The sequence below is a fragment of the Streptomyces sp. NPDC026515 genome, from assembly GCF_055567595.1.
This window is the reverse complement of sequence record NZ_JBVHQD010000009.1, coordinates 15,967-35,361: the sequence shown is the minus strand read 5'-3', so window position 1 is coordinate 35,361 and position 19,395 is coordinate 15,967. Positions and strand designations below refer to the sequence as shown.

The 19,395-nt window shown below is 71.2% G+C and carries 15 protein-coding genes and 1 pseudogene; 5 read left to right on the top strand and 11 right to left on the bottom strand.

The window, feature by feature from the left end; all coding sequences use genetic code 11:
- Nucleotides 1–7: 7 nt before the first annotated feature.
- From ACZ4O3_RS19980 to ACZ4O3_RS19970, 3 genes are all read right to left on the bottom strand, one after another.
- Nucleotides 8–1,927 (bottom strand): S53 family peptidase, encoded by a 1,920-nt coding sequence (locus ACZ4O3_RS19980; RefSeq protein ID WP_467723650.1) that lies wholly within the window; start codon nt 1,925–1,927, stop codon nt 8–10.
- 324 nt (nt 1,928–2,251) lie between these two features.
- Nucleotides 2,252–2,875, bottom strand: a complete 624-nt coding sequence (locus ACZ4O3_RS19975) for a DUF305 domain-containing protein (RefSeq protein ID WP_467723300.1) — start codon at nt 2,873–2,875, stop codon at nt 2,252–2,254.
- Complete coding sequence (locus tag ACZ4O3_RS19970; protein WP_362728216.1) at nt 2,875–3,537, bottom strand: DUF3105 domain-containing protein; 663 nt, start codon at nt 3,535–3,537, stop codon at nt 2,875–2,877. Before ACZ4O3_RS19970 ends, ACZ4O3_RS19975 begins: the two co-directional genes overlap by 1 nt.
- Before the next feature lie 170 nt (nt 3,538–3,707).
- Between ACZ4O3_RS19970 and ACZ4O3_RS19965 the strand changes: the two genes are divergently transcribed.
- Nucleotides 3,708–4,151, top strand: a complete 444-nt coding sequence (locus ACZ4O3_RS19965; RefSeq protein WP_467723298.1) for an Rrf2 family transcriptional regulator — start codon at nt 3,708–3,710, stop codon at nt 4,149–4,151.
- A gap of 17 nt (nt 4,152–4,168) precedes the next feature.
- Here the strand turns inward: ACZ4O3_RS19965 and ACZ4O3_RS19960 are convergent, their stop codons facing one another.
- Complete coding sequence (locus tag ACZ4O3_RS19960) at nt 4,169–5,362, bottom strand: globin domain-containing protein (RefSeq protein ID WP_467723296.1); 1,194 nt, start codon at nt 5,360–5,362, stop codon at nt 4,169–4,171.
- Nucleotides 5,363–5,675: 313 nt separating this feature from the next.
- Here ACZ4O3_RS19960 and ACZ4O3_RS19955 point away from each other — a divergent pair, with 313 nt between their 5' ends.
- Together ACZ4O3_RS19955 and ACZ4O3_RS19950 are read left to right on the top strand one after the other, a co-directional pair.
- On the top strand, nt 5,676–7,037 hold the full coding sequence (locus ACZ4O3_RS19955) for a glutamine synthetase family protein (protein ID WP_362726517.1): 1,362 nt from the start codon (nt 5,676–5,678) through the stop codon (nt 7,035–7,037).
- 182 nt (nt 7,038–7,219) lie between these two features.
- Complete coding sequence (locus tag ACZ4O3_RS19950) at nt 7,220–7,987, top strand: calcium-binding protein (protein ID WP_467723294.1); 768 nt, start codon at nt 7,220–7,222, stop codon at nt 7,985–7,987.
- A 69-nt stretch (nt 7,988–8,056) separates the two neighbouring features.
- Here the strand turns inward: ACZ4O3_RS19950 and ACZ4O3_RS19945 are convergent, their stop codons facing one another.
- The 4 genes from ACZ4O3_RS19945 to ACZ4O3_RS19930 form a co-directional block, all read right to left on the bottom strand.
- On the bottom strand, nt 8,057–9,076 hold the full coding sequence (locus tag ACZ4O3_RS19945; protein ID WP_362726526.1) for a TolB family protein: 1,020 nt from the start codon (nt 9,074–9,076) through the stop codon (nt 8,057–8,059).
- A gap of 5 nt (nt 9,077–9,081) precedes the next feature.
- On the bottom strand, nt 9,082–10,350 hold the full coding sequence (locus ACZ4O3_RS19940) for an MFS transporter (RefSeq protein WP_467723292.1): 1,269 nt from the start codon (nt 10,348–10,350) through the stop codon (nt 9,082–9,084).
- Nucleotide 10,351: 1 nt separating this feature from the next.
- Nucleotides 10,352–11,224 (bottom strand): alkaline phosphatase family protein, encoded by an 873-nt coding sequence (locus tag ACZ4O3_RS19935; protein WP_467723648.1) that lies wholly within the window; start codon nt 11,222–11,224, stop codon nt 10,352–10,354.
- Nucleotides 11,225–11,412: 188 nt separating this feature from the next.
- Nucleotides 11,413–11,922 (bottom strand): pyridoxamine 5'-phosphate oxidase family protein, encoded by a 510-nt coding sequence (locus ACZ4O3_RS19930; RefSeq protein WP_362730401.1) that lies wholly within the window; start codon nt 11,920–11,922, stop codon nt 11,413–11,415.
- A 145-nt stretch (nt 11,923–12,067) separates the two neighbouring features.
- Between ACZ4O3_RS19930 and ACZ4O3_RS19925 the strand changes: the two genes are divergently transcribed.
- Nucleotides 12,068–15,088 carry a bifunctional [glutamine synthetase] adenylyltransferase/[glutamine synthetase]-adenylyl-L-tyrosine phosphorylase gene (locus ACZ4O3_RS19925; protein WP_467723290.1) on the top strand — a complete coding sequence of 1,007 codons (3,021 nt, stop codon included), beginning with the start codon at nt 12,068–12,070 and terminating at the stop codon, nt 15,086–15,088.
- A 102-nt stretch (nt 15,089–15,190) separates the two neighbouring features.
- Here the strand turns inward: ACZ4O3_RS19925 and ACZ4O3_RS19920 are convergent.
- The 3 genes and pseudogenes from ACZ4O3_RS19920 to ACZ4O3_RS19910 form a co-directional block, all read right to left on the bottom strand.
- Nucleotides 15,191–15,584, bottom strand: a pseudogene (locus tag ACZ4O3_RS19920) (TetR/AcrR family transcriptional regulator C-terminal domain-containing protein); the annotation flags it as partial.
- A gap of 109 nt (nt 15,585–15,693) precedes the next feature.
- Nucleotides 15,694–16,515, bottom strand: coding sequence for a phosphatase PAP2 family protein (locus ACZ4O3_RS19915; RefSeq protein ID WP_467723288.1), 822 nt, complete (start codon nt 16,513–16,515; stop codon nt 15,694–15,696).
- Nucleotides 16,516–16,585: 70 nt separating this feature from the next.
- Entirely contained in the window at nt 16,586–17,629 is a 1,044-nt protein-coding gene (locus ACZ4O3_RS19910) for a LacI family DNA-binding transcriptional regulator (RefSeq protein WP_362718488.1), read from the bottom strand.
- A 394-nt stretch (nt 17,630–18,023) separates the two neighbouring features.
- Between ACZ4O3_RS19910 and ACZ4O3_RS19905 the strand changes: the two genes are divergently transcribed.
- Nucleotides 18,024–19,298, top strand: coding sequence for an extracellular solute-binding protein (locus tag ACZ4O3_RS19905; protein ID WP_362718491.1), 1,275 nt, complete (start codon nt 18,024–18,026; stop codon nt 19,296–19,298).
- Nucleotides 19,299–19,395 lie beyond the last annotated feature (97 nt).

Below are 19,395 nucleotides of genomic sequence, written 5' to 3'. Positions count from 1 at the left end.
GGCGGGATCAGTGCTTCCGGTGCGCCTGAGCCTTGTACGACTCGACGTAGCCGCCCGCGGGCGAGCCCACGCCCGTCACGTCGTCGTAGCCCTTCACCGCGGACAGGGAGCTGTCCTTGCCGAGGCTGCGGACCGAGGTCAGCAGACCGTCGGCGGCGTCGACACCGTTGGCGAAGTCCACGCGGGCGACCGCGAGACCCTTGCCGGTCGGGTTGTCGGTGACGTCGTGGAAGACGCCCTTCTTCCCGTACTTGGCGTAGATCGACGGGTTGGCGAAGCCGAGGGCCTTGCCGCCGGCCGCCTCCTGGGCGAGCGCCTGGACCGCAGCGATGGTCGGCGCGGCCAGCGAGGTGCCGCCGATGCGGTACTCGCTGTACTGCTGCGAGCCGTCGGGGAAGGTCTGGGTCTGGCCGACCAGGAAGCCGGTGTTGGGGTCGGCGATCGCGGAGATGTCCGGGACCACGCGGTTGCCGGTGGCGCTGTTGGCCGTCGCCAGGGAGTTCGGGACGACGCCCTTCTGGTAGTACGGCTCGGCGACCGTCGCGCTGGTGCCGCCGCCCGCGCCCGAGGTGAAGGCACCCGGGAAGGAGGTCCAGCTCTTGCCGTCCGCCGACAGGGTCGCCTTCTGGGTGCCCCAGCCGGTCTCCCACTGGTACTTGTCGCCCTTGCCGACGGCCAGCGAGGTACCGCCGACCGCCGTCACCCACGCCGAGTTGGCCGGGGTGTCGACCTGCTTCGTACCGGTGTTGGCGACCTCGTCGCCGTTGTCACCGGAGGAGAAGTAGAAGCCGATGCCCTGTACCGCGCCCAGCTGGAAGACCTGGTCGTAGGCGGCCGCGAGGTCCGGGGTCTGGTTGGCCTCGATGTCGCCCCAGGAGTTGGAGACGATGTCGGCCAGGTGGTTGTCCACGACCTTGCTGAGCGAGTCGAGCAGGTCGTCGTCGTAGCAGGAGGCGGCGCCCACGTAGGTGACGTCCGCGTCCGGCGCGACCGCGTGCACGGCCTCGACGTCGAGGGTCTCCTCGCCGTACCAGCCGGCCGCCGAGCACTCCTCGGTCTTGGTGTACGTGCCCGGCAGCACCTGGTGCAGCTGGCTGGTCTTCCAGGCCGCGTCGCCGTTCTTCTTGGCGTAGGTGCCCGCGTCGAAGGCGATGGTCGGCGAGGCGTACGCGTCGGTGATCGCGACGCGGACCTTCTTGCCGGTGTACTTGCCGGCGCCGTAGGCCGCGCGCAGCTGCTTGCCGGTGTAGCCCTTGATCGCGTAAGGGATCTTCGAGCCGTAGGCCGACGGCAGCGTGGTCGCGGTCTTCGAGCCGTAGTACGACGAGAACGGCCCGGCGTTCTTGAACACGGCGTCCGGGGGCGGCAGCGTGTCGTCGTGGCTGGCCTTGTGCGGCGCGCTGTCCAGGCCGGTGACGGTCAGGATGGAGCTGCTCACGGCCGCCGGCACCGACGCGGTCTTCTCCGGCGCGCGGTAGGTCTTCGAGCCCTTGGCGTAGTTGTGTAGCTGGGTGCCGAACGCCTGCTCGACGGCGGAGACGTCGCCGGAGACGGCTATGTAGTGCTGGGTGACGCCGGTGACCTTCAGGCCGGACGCGGTCAGCCAGGACTTGACGGCCTTCACCTGGGCCGCGGTGGCGCCGAAGCGGGCCTGTGCCTGCTTGGCGCTGAGGTACTTGCCGTAGTACGGCGAGCTGGGGTCGGACACGGCCTTCGCGTAGGCCGCGAGGCCGCTGGCGTTCCGGCCGGCCAGGTAGACCCGGGCCTTGACCTGCGCGCTGTTGGAGGTGGCGCCCTTGTCCGCCTTGGCCGTGGCCCAGGTGGGCTTGGTGCCCTTCAGGGTGTCACGGGCCGGGCTGTCCGCGGCGTGCGCCGCGGGTATGCCGAGCGCGAGCGCGCCGGCGATCATCGGCAGTGTCGCTGCCATGCTCACGCTGGCCCGCACCTTGGCACGGTTCGATCTCATACTGCCCCCTGCTATGCGGTTCGACGCATGGAGTGGTCGGTCAGGCGTGATCATCAGGAGGCCAGCGGCGGAACGGCCCGTGAATGGATCACACGATGGGGGTCACTCTTGCGGTGAACTGTTCATGCCAGGGGAATGAAAAGGCCAAGGAAACCCCAAGTCGGCGATAATTAGGGGTCTTTGGCCCGATTTTGATGCCGCACCGAACGTTACGGATCGATTGCGATTGTCGGCTTGCTCTTGCGGTGCCGTTAAGTCGACAAATCCCCCACCCGGTAGGGCGGTTCAGTCACGCGGCTCGGCGCCGCGCTCCTTCAGCATCTGCGCCATCGTCGTCAACTCCGACTGCTGCGCGTCCACCATGCCCTGGGCGAGGCTCTTCTCCACCCCGACGGTGCACTTGGCCACGCATCCCTCGGCCATGTGAATACCGCCCTTGTGGTGGTCCGTCATCAGCTGCAGATAGAAGATCTCCGCCTGCTTGCCGTTCAGGGTCCCGAGCTTCTTCAGCTCGGTGTTGGTCGCCATGCCCGGCATCAGCGAACCGTCCTTGCCGGAGGCCATGTCACCCATGCCCATCCAGGTCATCGGCGGATCGGCCGACACCTTCGGCAGCCCCCACAGGTCGAGCCAGCCCAGCAGCATGCCGCGCTGGTTGGCCTGCGTCTGCGCGATGTCGTAGGCGAGCCGCCGCACATCGGCGTCCCTCGTGCGGTCGCGCACGATGTACGACATCTCGACGGCCTGCTGGTGATGGACCGCCATGTCCCGTGCGAACCCCGCGTCCGCGGAGCCGGCGCCCGGGACCGCGCCGGCGCCGTCGCCGTCCTCGCCCGCGACCGCGTAGGTGATCGCGCCGGCCGCGACCAGCACCGCCACCGCGGAGCCCGCGATGAGCACCGACCGCATCACTGGCCCTTACCGCCCGTGCACGCGGCACCCGGCTCGGGTGTCTGCTTGCCCTGCACGAACTCCTCGAAGAACTTGCCCACGTTCGGGTCGTCGGCCCCGGTCACGGTGCGCTGGTGCGCCCACGCCGTCAGCATGATCGGGTCCTTCTGCTTGTCGTCCGGGCTCATCAGCGTGTACGGCGTCTGCTTCACCTTCGCCGCGAGCGCGTCGACGTCGGCCTTCTTCGCCTTGCTGTTGTACGTCACCCAGACCGCGCCGTGCTCCAGGGAGTGCACCGCGTTCATGTTGTCGAGCGCCTCGGTGTAGACGTCGCCGTTGCAGTTCTGCCAGACCGGGTTGTGGTTTCCGCCCACCGGAGGCTCGGCCGGGTAGTGCACGGCCGTCGTCACGTGCGTCCGCCCCAGCGTGCCCTTCCAGGTGTTCACCCCGTCCTTGCCGGCCACGAAGTGCCCGGAGGTCTTCGCGTCGGCCGCCGCGGTGTCGTCACCGGACCCCTTCTTCACCAGCGCCACCCCGCCGACCACGAGACCGGCCACGACCACCACGCTCGCGGCGATCACCAGGATCCGGTTGCGACGCTCGCGCGCCTGCTCCGCGCGCCGCATCTGCTCTATGCGCGCCTTGCGTTCGGCGTTGCTGCTCTTCTTCGCGGAACCCATGGGGTGTGTCCTTCTGGGGGGTTGAGAGGTGTGAGAAGTGGGCCCGCTGATCGTAATCGGGAGAGGGGGCCAGTCGTAGGGAGGGCACAGGAAAGGCCTGGAAAGTCCTGTGATCCGACAGGAAACCGATAATTTGAACGACGGATGCGTATTAACCTACGCTGGCCGGTATGAGGCTGTTGCGCTCCACCGACCTGGCCCTGCGGCTCCTGATGCGGCTCGCCGTCGCGGGCGAGTCCAGCCCCACGACCCGCGAGGTCGCCGGCGACATGGACGTGCCGTACACGCACGCCGCCAAGGTGGTCGCCGAACTGCAGCACCTGGGACTGGTCGACGCCCGGCGCGGCCGGGGCGGCGGGCTCACGCTCACCGAGCGGGGCCGTACCGCCTCGGTGGGCGCGCTCGTGCGGACCTTCGAGGGGGACGGTGACGTCGTCGACTGCGAGGGCACCGCCCCCTGCCCCCTCCACACCGGCTGCCGGCTCCGTGGCGCCCTGCGCCGGGCCCAGGAGGCCTTCTTCGCGACCCTGGACCCGGTGACCGTGACGGACATCGTGCGGGAGCCCACCGGGCCGCTGCTGCTGGGGATCACGCAGCGGCCGCACGACGCCTGAACGCCGACGGGGTCTTCTCAGCCCCGCGCGAGCCACAGGTCGGGGCCGAACACCTCGTAGTGGATGTCGGCCGGTGCCACGCCCTTCTCGATCAGCCGCGTCCGCACGGCGCGCATGAAGGGCAACGGACCGCACAGGTACGCGCGCGTGCCCGGCCGCACGAGGACGTCCGCCCGGTCGAGGTCGACCCGGCCGGGGTGGCTGCCCGGGGCCGCGTCGCGTTCGTAGAAGAAGTGGACGGCCGCGTCCGGGAGCTTCGCCGCGTAGGCCTCGTGGTCGGCGCGCAGGGCGTGGTCGGCGGGGGAGCGGTCGCCGTGCACGACGGTGACCGGGGCGCGGTGACCGTCGGCCGCGAGGGCGGCGAGCATCGCCACCATCGGGGTCACGCCGATGCCGGCGGAGGCGAGCAGCAGGGGCCGGTCCGTGGCGCCGCCGAGGACCAGGTCGCCGTAGGGTTCCGACAGTTCGAGGACGTCACCCTCCCGTACGCGCGCGTGCAGGTGCCGGGAGACCTCGCCGTCGGGCGCCGTGCCGTCGCCGCGCACCCACTTGACGCTGAACTGGCGGACCGACTCGTCCGGCGCGCCGGACAGGCTGTACTGGCGTATCTGGCGGGCGCCGTCGGGGAGCGTGACGCCCACGGAGACGTACTGGCCGGCCCGGAAGCCGCGGACCGCCCCGCCGTCGGCCGGCCGCACGCGGAAGGTGACCACGTCCGCGGTCTCCCTGATCCGCTCGACGACCTCGAAGGGCCGCGGACCCGTCCCGCCGCTCTCCTCGTACAGCCGCTTCTCGATCGCCACGAGCGCGTTCGCCATCAGCCAGTAGACCTCGTCCCAGGCGGCCGCGATCTCGGGTGTGACCGCCTGGCCGAGCACCTCGGCGATGGCGGCGAAGAGGTGCTCGTGCACCACCTCGTACTGCTCGGGCGCGATCCCGAGGGAGGCGTGCTTGTGGGCGATGCGGCCCAGCAGGGCGTCGGGCCGCTGCTCCGGGCGGTCCAGCAGATGGGTGGCGAACGCCGCGATGGAGCCGGCGAGAGCCTGGCGCTGGGTGCCGGCGGCCTGGTTGCCGCGGTTGAAGAGGTTGCGCAGGAGGTCGGGGTGGGCGTCGAAGAGCCGGGCGTAGAAGCGCTCGGAGATCTCGCCGATGGCCGCGCCGACGGCGGGGAGGCTGGCGCGGACGGTGACTGCGGACTTCTCGGACAGCATCGGGGCTCCTTGGGGCGTGGCGCGGTGCGACGTCTCGCACGCTATTAAAACTTGCATCTGAGATTCAAATTAAAGAGCCGTGGTGTCCGTCACCCCGGAACCCGATCAGCCATTACGGATGTCGGCGCGAGCAGGCAAGATGGGCGCCAGGGCGGTACACCTGCCGTACGGGAGCCGTTCAGGCCGATGGCGTCGGGGCGATCATGGTCCGCAACGCGCATGAAATGCTGTTGTGGTGTGATGCTCAGGTGCCCGACCGCCTCCCGTGGGACCGGGAGAGGCGGCCTGACCAGCAAGGATGGGGAAGCGGAAGATGGACAAGCAGCAGGAGTTCGTGCTCCGGACCTTGGAGGAGCGGGACATCCGGTTCGTACGTCTGTGGTTCACGGACGTGCTGGGTTTCCTCAAGTCCGTCGCGGTGGCCCCGGCCGAGCTGGAACAGGCCTTCGACGAGGGCATCGGCTTCGACGGCTCCGCGATCGAGGGCTTCGCCCGGGTCTACGAGTCCGACATGATCGCCAAGCCGGACCCGTCCACCTTCCAGGTCCTGCCGTGGCGCGCGGAGACCCCCGGCACGGCCCGCATGTTCTGCGACATCCTGATGCCGGACGGTTCCCCGTCGTTCGCCGACCCGCGCTACGTCCTCAAGCGGGCCCTGGCTCGCACCTCCGACCTGGGCTTCACCTTCTACACCCACCCGGAGATCGAGTTCTTCCTGCTCAAGGACCGTCCGCTGGACGGCTCCCGCCCGATCCCGGCCGACAACTCGGGCTACTTCGACCACACCCCCACCAACGTCGGCATGGACTTCCGCCGCCAGGCGATCACCATGCTGGAGTCGATGGGCATCTCGGTCGAGTTCTCCCATCACGAGGGCGCGCCCGGCCAGCAGGAGATCGACCTCCGCTACGCCGACGCGCTCTCCACGGCGGACAACATCATGACGTTCCGCCTGGTCATGAAGCAGGTGGCGCTGGAACAGGGGGTGCACGCGACCTTCATGCCGAAGCCGTTCTCCGAGCACCCCGGCTCGGGCATGCACACCCACCTCTCCCTCTTCGAGGGCGACCGGAACGCGTTCTACGAGTCGGGCGCGGAGTTCCAGCTCTCCAAGGTCGGCCGTTCCTTCATCGCGGGCCTGCTGAAGCACGCGGCGGAGATCTCGGCGGTCACCAACCAGTGGGTGAACTCCTACAAGCGCATCTGGGGCGGCTCCGAGCGCACCGCCGGCGCCGGCGGCGAGGCCCCCTCGTACATCTGCTGGGGCCACAACAACCGCAGCGCGCTGGTCAGGGTCCCGATGTACAAGCCCGGCAAGACGGGCTCGGCGCGCGTCGAGGTCCGCTCCATCGACTCCGGAGCCAACCCGTACCTGGCCTACGCCCTCCTGCTGGCGGCCGGCCTCAAGGGCATCGAGGAAGGCTACGAGCTGCCGCCCGGCGCCGAGGACGACGTCTGGGCGCTCTCCGACGCGGAGCGCCGCGCGATGGGCATCGAACCCCTCCCGCAGAACCTCGGCGAGGCCCTCACCCTGATGGAACGCAGCGACCTGGTCGCCGACACCCTCGGAGAACACGTCTTCGACTTCTTCCTGCGCAACAAGCGCCAGGAGTGGTACGAGTACCGCTCCGAGGTCACCGCCTTCGAGCTGCGCAAGAACCTGCCGGTGCTGTAGGCGCGGGCCGGGGCGCGTTCCCGGCGTCCCGGTGCGAAGGCCGGCGGTCGTGGATCGCCGGCCCTTTCGCGTCCCGGGCGGACGGGCGGTGAACAGGGCGCGGCCCGCCGTACAACCAACAGGCCACCTCGCGTGTCTTCCGCACGCCCGGACGAGGATCCGGCTGATCGTGTGGGAGAGAGATGCACATCCGTACGGCCGCGGCCGCCGCCGCGGGCACCCTGGCGGTGCTTGCCCTGTCCGCCCCCGCCGCGCAGGCGGACACCCACAGGGGCGACACCGCCTTCACGTCGGTGATCTTCAGCAAGTCCACCGTCTATCTCGGCGTCAGCAAGGGGCACGGCCTGACGGTCACGGCGACCGTCAAGGACAACTCCGGCATCAAGAACATCTACGGCGACAAGCTGGTCAGCCCCGCCGGCCGCATCGCCTTCGCCAGGAGCGCCGACTGCACCAGGCCCTCGTCGACGACGATGAAGTGCGTCTTCACGTACGTCCTGGACCCGAACGGCGCCGACTACGAGAACCTCAAGAACGCCGACGCCGGCACCTGGCACCTCGACGCCGAGGCAGCGGCCTACGACGGCGACTACTACCAGCTGACCACCAGCAAGTGGATGAAGGTCAAGCGCTACGCCCGGCTCACCGCGACCCAGGCGGGTCCGGAGCCCGTGGCCAAGGGGCACGCGCTCACCGTGACCGGGGCCCTGACCCGTGCCGACTGGACCACCGGCGCCTACGCCGGCTTCGGCGGCCGGCACGTCGCCCTGCAGTTCAAGAAGGCCGGCTCCTCGACGTACCGCACCGTCAAGACGGTGACCACGGACGGCGGCGGGAAGCTGAGGACGACCGTCACCGCGGACTCGGCCGGTACCTGGCGCTGGAGGTTCGCGGGCACCGGCACCACCGGCGCGGCGAACGCGGCCGGGGACGGCGTGGCCCTGAAATAGCGGCTCCGGGCATTCGCGGCGGACCGGCTCCCAGGGCTTCGGGGGCCGGTCCGCGCCGTTCCGTGCGGGTCAGGGCAGGTACGCCGGCGACACCGCCGACACGCTGATCTGCCGCGGCTTGCCCGTGCCGTCCGCCGGGATCTCGTACAGGTCCGCCCCGTAGTCGCCCGGCATCGCGTAGACCAGGGTGTGGTCGTCCTTCCAGACCGCCTGGTCGTCGACGCTGCGGGGCTCCGCCAGGGGGGTCTCGCGCATCGTGTCGAGGCTGAGGACGTACAGGTGCCAAGGGGCGTCCTTCGGGAGGCCCCTGACGCGCTTCTTGTAGGCGATGCGGGTGCCGTCGGGGGAGAGGGACGGGCACTCGACGTTCGGGTGGAGGGTGGTGACGGTACGGGTGGAGAGGTCGCCCCGGACCAGGTAGGTCGAGCCCCTGGTCGCGAGCGTGGCGTAGAAGGTGCGGTCGTCGGACGCGAACGTCACGCCCCAGAAGTTGGCGTCCGCCGAGTGGTGGACGCTGCCGTCCTTCACGATGCGGAACGCCTCCAGGGAGGGGATCAGCGTGCCCGTGCGGGTGTCGGCGATCGCCGTGCGCGTGGAGAAGTCCGTGCCCGCGTACGAGTCGCCGCCCACGAACGCCGTCCAGGCCGCGAAGCGGCCGGTGGGGGAGACGCGGGCGCGGGACGGGATGCCCGGGACGCCGTAGTGCGCGGTGGTGTGCAGCCTCGCGTCCAGGATCAGGGCGCGGTAGGTGTCCGAGACCGGGCCGTGGACGGCCTGGAGGCAGACGCCGGTGCCCGCGGCCGCGTGGAAACGCAGGCACTTGAGGCCCGACGCGGTACGCGGGGCCGACGGGTCCGACGCCGGGACCGTCGTCAGTTCGTCGCGGTGCGGGCCCCATGCCATGTTGCGGAAGACCATGCGGCCGGGGGCGGTCAGGGTGACCGTCCCCGCGGTGACCTGGGGACCGCCCGCCTGGGCCTGGTCGCGGCGCTCCGCCCGCGCCGACGCGTGCAGGACGGCGGTCAGGGCGACCGCTGCCAGGACCACCAGCGCCGAGAGCAGGATCAGGACGCGGGAGCGGAACGTCATCGGCGTCATGCGGCGGCCTTCCGGAAGGGGCGCAGGGAGACGGCGTAGGCGGCGCAGGCCGTGAGGGCGGCCGTGGCCAGCAGCAGCGCCGTACGGTCGCCCCACAGCGTCCACGCCGCGCCGAACGCCAGTGAGCAGGCGAAACGCGCCCCCGCCTGGCCCGTCTGGACCAGCGCCAGGCCCGACGAACGCAGCCCCGCCGGCACGCTGTCCGACGCGGCCGCCATCAGCACCCCGTCGGTGGCCGCGTAGAACGAGCCGTGCAGGGCGAGGACCGCGTAGGGCAGGGCCGTGCCGTGCCAGGACGTGAGCAGCAGGGCGTACACCAGCAGCAGGGCTGCGTGGCCGGTCAGGAAGACGCGCCAGCGGCCCCAGCGGTCCGCCAGGCGGCCCAGGGGAACGGCCAGCAGGAGGAACGCGGCCGCCGTCCCGAGGGGGAGGAGGGCGAACCAGCGGTCCGGGACGCCGAGCCGGCGTTGCAGCAGCAGGTAGACGAAGGAGTCGCTCACCGTCGCCAGGCCGAGAAGCAGCGCGCAGACCGTGATCCGGCGCAGGCCGCGGTGGGTGAGCAGGGCCAGCGCCGCGCGGAGGGTGGGAGGGGTGGCGGAGGGGGCCGCCTCGCCACGGCCTCCCGGCACGAAAAGGACCAGCACCAGGACCCCGGCCACCGCCACGCAGAAGCTCACCGTGAACACCGCGTCGTAGCCGTCCACCGTCGCCCGGAGGATGAGAAACGCGGCCAGGGGGCCGAGCAGGGCGCCCGCCGTGTCCATGGCGCGGTGGACACCGAAGGCGCGGCCCCGGTTCTCCGGGGTGCTGGAGAGCGAGATCAGGGCGTCGCGCGGAGCCGTGCGCAGGCCCTTGCCCGTACGGTCCGCCGCCAGCACCAGACCGATGGGGGTGAGGGTGTGAGCGATCAGCAGCAGGGGTTTGCACAGGGCCGACAGGGCGTAGCCGGCACCCGCCACCCACTTGTGCCGGCCGCCGCCGCGGTCGGCGAGATGGCCGCCGGCCAGGCGTACGACCGCCGAGAAGCCGTTGTACACGCCGTCCAGGAGGCCGAAGCCCAGCGGGGACAGGCCCAGGCCCGCCACCAGGTACAGCGGGAGGACCGCCGTCACCATCTCGGAGGACACGTCCGTGATCAGGCTGACCGTGCCGAGGGCGAGGACGGTGGGGGCGACCGCGGTGCGGTACCGCCCGGCTGTCGTCGGCCGGGCGGTACCTTCCGCGGACGCCGCCGCAGTGCTCGCGCGGCTGTCCGCTACGTACACGTCAGGACGCCCAGATCCCGGTGATGTCGTCGGCCGAGGCCGCGTTGCCCGCGTGCGCGCTCAGGCCCTGGCCGTCCTCCAGGGTGCGCAGCAGGTCGTAGTGGTTGTAGGTGGTGGCCGAGGTCGCCCCCGCCTTGACCGGCTGTCCGTACAGGACCGTCGGGATGCGGTTGCCGGCCAGCCGGTTGTCCTCGTCCATGGTGACGACGAGGAGGCTGTTGTGCGTCTTGGCCCAGGTCGCGTACGCGCCGAGCTTGTTCTTCAGCCAGGTGTCACCGGTGGACACCGAGCAGTCGTGCATGTCGCTGCACAGGTTCGGGGTCACGAAGGAGAGCTGGGGCAGGGTGGTGAAGTCGGTGGGGAACTGGGCGAAGGTCTTCGCGCTCGACGTCGGCACGTTCTTGAAGCCGAACCACGGGTTGTGCTTGCGCGCGTAGTCGCCGCTGCTGCACGTGGTCGAGCCCTGGCTGGGCAGCGTCTCGTTGTAGCTGGCCCAGGTGCGGCCGGCCGCGAGCTGCTCGGAGGCCAGGTTCGCCGCCGAGGAGAAGCCCGCGGTGTAGCAGCTGTCGTCGGTGATGCCCTGGGTGGCGCCGGAGAACAGGGCGAAGTAGTTGGGCTGGCTCGGGTGGGTCTCGGCGTACATCTGGGTCAGGTTGGCGCCGCCGGCCGCCAGCGAGTTGATGTAGGGGGCACTGGACGAGCCGATGACCTGGCTGTAGGCGTGGTTCTCGAAGACCACGACGATCACGTGGTCCGGGGCCGGTACGGCACTCGCGGCGTGCGCGGACGTACCGCCGAGCCCGGTCCACAGGCCGACCGCGGCCGCGGTGAGGGCGGTGGCGGAGGCCACCGCCGTACGGGCTCGGCGCAGCATCGCCGAACGTGCGGAACTGCCGGACACATGAACCTCCGGTGCTGGAGAAGGGGGAGGGGATCGGTGGCGGTGCGGAGACAGCATGCGCACGCCAAAGATCTCCCTTCCCACCGCGCCCGGCCGGACGGATGAAGAGCGGGTGAACTGCTCCCGCCGGACGCCCGGGAGGGCCGAACGACAGGGCCTAGCTAGTCGCTCCAGGTCCACTTCGTCTGGCTGAACGGCTCGCCCTTGCCGAAGCCGAGGACCTTGCGGGGCCGGACCGCGAAGACCAGGGCCCGGCCGGGCCCGTGCCGGAAGCAGCCGTCGGCGACCTCGTAGTGCCAGACGGGGCCGTACTTCGCCTCCCAGGCCGCCGCCAGCTCGTGCAGCCGGCCGTCGTCGGTGACCCGAGCCGCCGCACCCTCGACGGTCAGGTCGTACCCCTGGGCCCAGGTGTTGGTGCCGGTGGTCAGGACGACGTGCGGGTTGCCGGCGAGGTTGTGCGCCTTGTGTTCCCCGGGGCCGGTGCTGAAGTGCAGGGCGCCGTCGTGCCACACCGCGAGCAGCGGGGTGACGTGCGGCCGCCCGTCCGGCCGTACCGTGGAGAGCCAGAACAGTTCGGCGCCGGTGAGCAGCTTCTCCGCCTCGGACCAGTCGTGGGCCCGGATGCCGGGGCTGCTGTAGCGGGCGTCCAGCACACCCTCGGGTTCGCGCATGACGACTCCTTCCGTCTCGTGCCGGTGCACACCGGGTACAGACCACGATCGCGCCGCGAACTCATCGGCGCCCGTGAGCGGGTCTGCGGTTAGGCTCTGGCGTGGACGACCTTGATCCGGTTCTCGATCCCTGGGGAGGCCGCGGATGACGCCGGGGCGCAGGAGCAGCACCTTCACGCGACTGCTGCGGCACGGCTTCACCGATGCCTCGGCGGCCGAGCGCCTGCTGGACAGCCCCGAACTGGCGGCCGTACGCGACGACCCGGTCCTCCTGGAGGCACTCGGTGCCACCGCCGACCCGGATCTGGCCCTGCACGGCCTGGTACGGCTGCTGGAGGCCCAGCCCGGCCCCACCGCCCACCAGGGGCTGCTCGACACCCTGATAGCGGCCAAGCCGCTGCGGGACCGCCTGCTGGGCGTCCTGGGCGCCTCCGCCGCCCTCGCCGACCACCTGGCCCGGCACCCGCGGGACTGGGAGGCCCTGGTCACCTACGAGCCCCGCGACCTGCACCCCGGCGTCGCGGAGTTCGAGCGCGGCCTGGCCGAGGCCGGCGACCCGGTCGGCCTGCGGGTCGCGTACAAGCGCTGCCTGCTGTCCATCGCCGCCCGGGACGTGTGCGGCACCACCGACGTCGCCGAGACCGCCGCCGAGCTCGCCGACCTCGCCACCGCCACCCTGCGCGCCGCCCTCGCCCTCGCCGAGCGCGCCGCGCCCGAGGACGCCGCCGCCTGCCGGCTCGCGGTGATCGCCATGGGCAAGTGCGGCGGCCACGAGCTGAACTACGTCTCCGACGTCGACGTCATCTTCGTCGGCGAGGCGGCCGCCGGCGCGGACGAGGCCAAGGCCCTGCGCTCCGCCACCAAACTCGCCTCGCACATGATGCGGATCTGCTCCGAGACCACGGTGGAGGGCTCGATCTGGCCGGTCGACGCCAACCTCCGGCCCGAGGGCCGCAACGGCCCCCTCGTGCGCACGCTGAGCAGCCACCTCGCCTACTACCAGCGCTGGGCCAAGACCTGGGAGTTCCAGGCACTGCTCAAGGCCCGTCCGGTCGCCGGCGACCCCGACCTGGGCCAGGAGTACCTCGACGCCCTGGAACCGATGGTCTGGAAGGCCGCCGAGCGCGAGAACTTCGTCGCCGACGTGCAGCAGATGCGCCGCCGGGTGGTGGAGAACATCCCCCTCGCCGAGGTCGACCGCGAGCTGAAGCTCGGCCCCGGCGGCCTGCGCGACGTCGAATTCGCGGTCCAGCTCCTCCAGTTGGTGCACGGGAGGGCCGACGCCACGGTCCGCTCCGGCACCACCCTCGTCGCCCTGAAGGCCCTGGCCGCGGGCGGCTACGTGGGCCGCGCCGACGCCACCCAGCTCGACGACGCCTACCGGTTCCTGCGCTCGATGGAGCACCGCATCCAGCTCTACCGGCTGCGCCGCACCCATCTGGTCCCCGAGGACCAGGCCGACCTGCGCCGCCTCGGGCGCTCGCTCGGCCTGCGCACCGACCCGGTGGCCGAGCTGACCCGCGAGTGGAAGCGGCACACCGGTGTCGTACGGCGTCTGCACGAGAAGCTCTTCTACCGCCCGCTGCTCGACGCGGTCGCCCAGCTCGGCCCGGGCGAGGCGAGGCTGAGCCCGAAGGCGGCCCGGGAACGCCTGGAGGCGCTCGGCTACGCCGACCCGGCGGCCGCCCTGCGCCATCTGGAGGCCCTCGCCTCGGGCGTCACCCGCAAGGCCGCCATCCAGCGCACCCTGCTGCCCGTCCTGCTCGGCTGGTTCGCCGACTCCGCCGATCCGGACGCGGGTCTGCTGAACTTCCGCAAGGTCTCCGACGCCCTCGGCAAGACCCCCTGGTACCTGCGGCTGTTGCGGGACGAGGGCGCCGCCGCGGAGAACCTCGCCCGGGTGCTGTCGGCCGGCCGGCTCGCCCCCGACCTGCTGATGCGCGCCCCGGAGGCGGTCGCCCTGCTCGGCGACGGCGACGCTGGTGCCCGCGAGGGCGGCGGCCCGGGCGGCGGCCTCGAACCCCGCCCGCGCGGCCAGCTGGAAAGGGAGACCCTGGCCGCCGTCGGCCGCGCCGACAACGCCACGGACGGCGTGCGGGCCGCGCGGGGCGTGCGCCGCCGTGAGCTGTTCCGTACGGCGGCGGCCGACATCGTCGACTCCTACGGCACCGAGACCAACCCCGCCGAGGCCGACCAGGGCGCCCTGGTGGACCGGGTCGGCGGCGCGGTCTCCGACCTGACGGCGGCGACCCTGGCCGGAACCCTGCGGGCGGTGGTCCGCGAGGGCTGGGGCGACACCCTGCCGACCCGGTTCACGGTCATCGGGATGGGCCGGTTCGGCGGGCACGAGCTGGGATACGGCTCCGACGCGGACGTGCTGTTCGTGCACGAACCGCGGGACGGCGTGGCCGACCGGGAGGCCGCCGACGCGGCGAACAAGGTCGTCTCCGAGATGCGCCGGCTGCTCCAGATCCCGAGCGCAGACCCGCCGTTGCTGATCGACGCCGACCTGCGGCCGGAGGGCAAGTCCGGGCCGCTGGTGCGCACGCTCAAGTCCTATGAGGCCTACTACCGCCGGTGGTCGTTGGTATGGGAGTCGCAGGCCCTGCTGCGGGCCGAAACGGTCGCCGGCGACGAGGAGTTGGGCAGCCGGTTCATCGAGCTGATCGATCCGCTGCGGTATCCGGCGGAGGGGCTCGGCGAGGACGCGGCACGCGAGATCCGGCGGCTGAAGGCCCGGATGGAGTCCGAGCGGGTGCCGCGCGGGACCGACCCCAAGCTGCACACCAAGCTCGGGCCGGGCGGGCTCTCCGACGTCGAGTGGACCGTGCAGCTGCTCCAGCTGCGGCACGGCTGGGCCGAGCCGGGTCTGCGGACCACCCGGACCCGTGAGGCGCTGGCCGCGGCGTGCGCGGCGGGGCTGCTCGGGCCCGAGGAGGCAGCGATCCTGGACGAGGCGTGGGTGCTGGCCACGCGGGTGCGGAACGCGGTGATGCTGGTGCGGGGGCGGGCCGGCGACACGTTTCCCTCCGGGAGCCGGGAGCTGGCCGCGGTGGGCCGGTACCTGGGGTACGGGGAGGGGCACGCGGGGGACATGCTGGATGCGTACCGGCGGACCGCGCGGCGGGCCCGGACGGTGGTGGAGGAGCTCTTCTACGGGGCGTAGGAGTCCTGACCGGGGGCCAGGTCGCGCCTTCGGTGCAGGCGGGTGGGGGCTGGTCGCGCAGTTCCTCCCCCAGCCTTCGGCCGGCGGTACCACGAGCGCCCCTCACGGGGCGCCGAGCATCGACCGTGCGCGGTTCATCAGGCCCGTCGGGCCCACCCCGAAGGCCCGGCCGGCGGGGCGGTCCGCCGCCGGCGCCTCGGCCAGCCGCGGGGCCGGGGTCCGCGCGGTCAGCTCCCACATCGTCTCCTGGCGCCGCCGGCTCCAGCGCCGTCCCCAGCACCAGGTTCCCCAGGGCGATCAGCAGCGGCATGACGTCCGCGGCGGCGAAGCCCGCGTCCAGCGGCACCGTTACCGCACGCTCGTACTGCTCCAGGACCCTGGGGGCCCGCACCGGCGAGGTCATCAGGAGCGGGATCGCCTTCGGGTGGGCGGTGAACGCGGCCCGGTAGGAGCGGGCCCAGGCCTCCGGCGCGCGGTGTCCCGGGGGTGCCGGATCCCACCGTCACGGTCGAGCGCCGTCGCCGCCGAGCGCCCGCGCGGCGGCGACGAAGGACCGGCGGACGCGGGAGACCAGCGGGTGGAGGAGGCTGGTGGCCGCGGCGGGGCTACGTCCGTTTCGGCAGGGCGTGGGGCGGTCTGCCGTACCACAGGCGGGCCAGGGTCAGGCCGAACGCCAGGCACAGCATGCCGCCCACCGCGTCCAGCCAGAAGTGGTTGGCCGTGGCGACGATGACCAGCAGGGTCGCCGTCGGGTACAGCAGCCCCAGCACCCGTGCCCACGGCACCGACGCCAGCGCGAAGATCGTCAGTCCGCACCACAGGGACCAGCCGATGTGCATGGACGGCATCGCCGCGTACTGGTTGGACATGTGCTTGAGGTCGCCGGAGGCCATCGAACCCCAGGTGTGGTGGAGCGTCACCGTGTCGACGAAGCCGCCGCCGTACATCAGCCGAGGCGGGGCGAGCGGGAACAGGTAGTAGCCGAGGAGGGCCACGCCGGTCGTGGCGAAGAGGGCGAGACGGGCCGCCGCGTAGCGGCCGGGATGGCGGCGGTAGAGCCACACCAGTACACCCAGCGTCACCAGGAAGTGCAGCGTCGCGTAGTAGTAGTTCATCCCGACGATCAGCCAAGTCACCGAGTTCACGGCATGGTTGACCGACTCCTCGACGGCGACCCCCAGGTGGTGCTCGACCCCCCAGATCCGGTCCGCGTTGTGCAGCGCCTGCGCCTTCTGTTCCGGGACCGCGTTACGGATGAGCGAGTAGGTCCAGTAACTCACCGCGATCAGCAGGATCTCGAACCACAGCCGGGGCCGGCCCGGCGTGCGCAGCCGGCGGAGGAACCCCTGTTCTCCCTCGCCCGTGACGGTCCGCGGAAGGGTCTGTGGTGCGCGACCTTCCGGCTCTGTCACGGTCGAGTCACTCATAGGCACAGAGTCTGCCAGAAAAGACGTCTTCGACAGATCATCCCAAGGCTGGGTTCACCACGCATGTCCGTCAGGGGCGGCTGGCGCGCTCCCGGTCTCCCGGTGCCGACGCCGTAGAACCGCGTACCACCAATTCCGGCATGAAAACGAACTCGCTGTGCGGAGCCGGCGTCCCGCCGATCTCCTCCAGCAGTGTGCGGACCGCGGCCTGGCCCATCGCCGGGACCGGCTTGCGGATCGTGGTGAGCGGCGGGTCGGTGAAGGCGATCAGCGGGGAGTCGTCGAAACCGACCACCGAGATGTCCTTGGGGACGTCCAGACCCCGCTGCCGGGCCGCCCGTATCGCGCCGAGGGCCATCATGTCGCTGGCGCAGACGATCGCCGTGCAGTCGCGGTCGATGAGCGCCGTTGTCGCCGCCTGACCGCCCTCCAGGGTGTAGAGGGAGTGCTGGATCAGCTCGGTCTCGATCGTCTCGGCCGGCAGCCCCAACTGGTCCTGTACGGCCCGTACGAAGCCCTCGATCTTGCGCTGTACGGGGACGAAGCGCTTCGGACCGAGGGCGAGGCCGATGCGGGTGTGGCCGAGGGAGGCGAGGTGGGTGACGGCCAGGGTCATCGCCGCCCGGTCGTCGGGGGAGATGAACGGCGCCTGCACCTTGGGCGAGAAGCCGTCCACCAGCACGTACGGCACACCCTGCGCCCGCAGCCGTTCATAGCGCTGCATGTCGGCGGTCGTGTCCGCGTGCAGGCCGGAGACGTAGATGATGCCCGCGACCCCGCGGTCCACCAGCATCTCGGTCAGCTCGTCCTCGGTGGACCCGCCGGGGGTCTGGGTGGCGAGCACCGGGGTGTAGCCCTGCCGGGTCAGCGCCTGGCCGATGACCTGGGCCAGTGCCGGGAATATCGGGTTCTCCAGCTCGGGGGTGATCAGCCCCACCAGTCCCTCGCTGCGCTGCCGCAGCCGTACCGGCCGCTCGTAGCCGAGCACGTCCAGCGCGGCGAGCACGGACTGGCGGGTGGTGGCGGCGACGCCCGGCTTACCGTTGAGCACCCGGCTGACGGTCGCCTCGCTCACCCCCGCCTGCGCTGCGATGTCGGCAAGCCGTGTGGTCACGGCACTGGACTGTACCGGCCGTATGTCCCCTTGCACACCGACCGGGCGCCTGATGCGGCCTGGGGGGCGGCCCGTTCCGGGCTGCTGCGTCATCGCACTCCCTCGTGAAACGTGATGGCAAGAGCTTGCAGAGTCTTGCACAAGTGACGGCCGTACCGCTCTACCGCCGTAAACAAGCAGCAAGCAAGCGTCTCACGGTGGTCGCCGACAGGTCACGTGCGGATAACTTCGGAGATCTCTTGCACTTTTTTGCTGCAAGGTCTTTCGTCGCGCTTACATCGCTGTTACGTTCCCTGACGCCCGGCCGCCGCAAAGGCGCTGTCGGCACGACAGCGAGGACGGCGGACGGGGCCGCCCTCGCATCACTCGGGCTTTTCACCCTCAAGGAGAACTCATGCGGCGTGGCATAGCGGCCTCCGCGCTGGTGGCGTCCCTCGCCCTCACGGCGACGGCGTGCGGCGGGAGCGACAGCGGGAGCAAGTCGGACGGCCCGGTCACCATCACCTGGTGGGACACCTCCAACGCCACCAATGAGGCACCGACGTACAAGGCCTTGGTCAAGGAGTTCGAAGCCGCGAACAAGGACATCAAGGTCAACTACGTCGACGTCCAGTTCGACCAGGCGCAGAACAAGTTCGACACGGCTGCCCAGTCCGGCAAGGGCGCCCCCGACGTGCTGCGCTCCGAGGTCGGCTGGACCCCCGCCTTCGCCAAGGCCGGCTACTTCCTGCCGCTCGACGGCACCAGCGCGCTCGCGGACAAGGACAAGTTCCAGTCCAGCCTGATGACCCAGGCCCAGTACGAGGGCAAGACCTACGGCGTCCCGCTGGTCACCGACACCCTCGCGCTCGTCTACAACAAGGCCCTGCTGAAGAAGGCCGGCATCGCCGAGGCCCCCAAGACCTGGGACGAGGTGCGGACCGACGCGGCCAAGATCCAGGACAAGGCCAAGGTCACCGGCTACTGGGGTCCCGAGGCCGCGTACTACACGCAGCCCTTCCTCTACGGCGAGGGCACCGACATGGTCGACGCCTCCGCCAAGAAGATCACCCTCACCTCGGCGGCGGCCAAGAAGGGCTACCAGACCTGGCTGGACCTGTACTCCGGCAAGGGCCTGCAGAAGGCGGACACCACCGCCGACGCCTACGCCCACCGCCAGGACGCCTTCGTCAACGGCAAGGTCGCCATGACCATCGAGGGCCCCTGGGAGATCACCAACTTCTACAAGGGCTCCGCGTTCAGCGACAAGTCCAACCTCGGCATCGCCACCGTCCCGGCCGGCTCCACCGGCAAGGCGGGCGCCCCGACCGGCGGCCACAACCTCTCCATCTACGCCGGCATCGACAAGGCCCACCAGGAGGCGGCCGAGAAGCTCGTCGCCTTCATGACCTCGGCCAAGACCCAGACGCAGATCGCGCTGAAGAACTCCACCCTGCCGACCCGCTCCGACGCCTACACGGCCGAGGTCAAGGCCGACCCGGGCATCGCCGGCTACCAGGCCGTCCTGTCCTCCGCGCAGCCGCGTCCGGCGCTCGCCGAGTACTCCTCCCTGTGGGGTCCGGTCGGCACCGAGCTGACCAAGATCGCCGGCGGCAAGGAGTCGCTCGACAAGGGCCTGAGCACCGCCGAACTCGGGGTCGAGAAGCTCGTCCCCGACTTCAGCAAGTAAGCCACGCGTGGCCGTCGGATCCCCCCGGAACGCCGGGAGAGGGTCCGGCGGCCACCGGCCTGTGCCCAGCCCGATCCCGGAAAACCCAGAAGGTGTC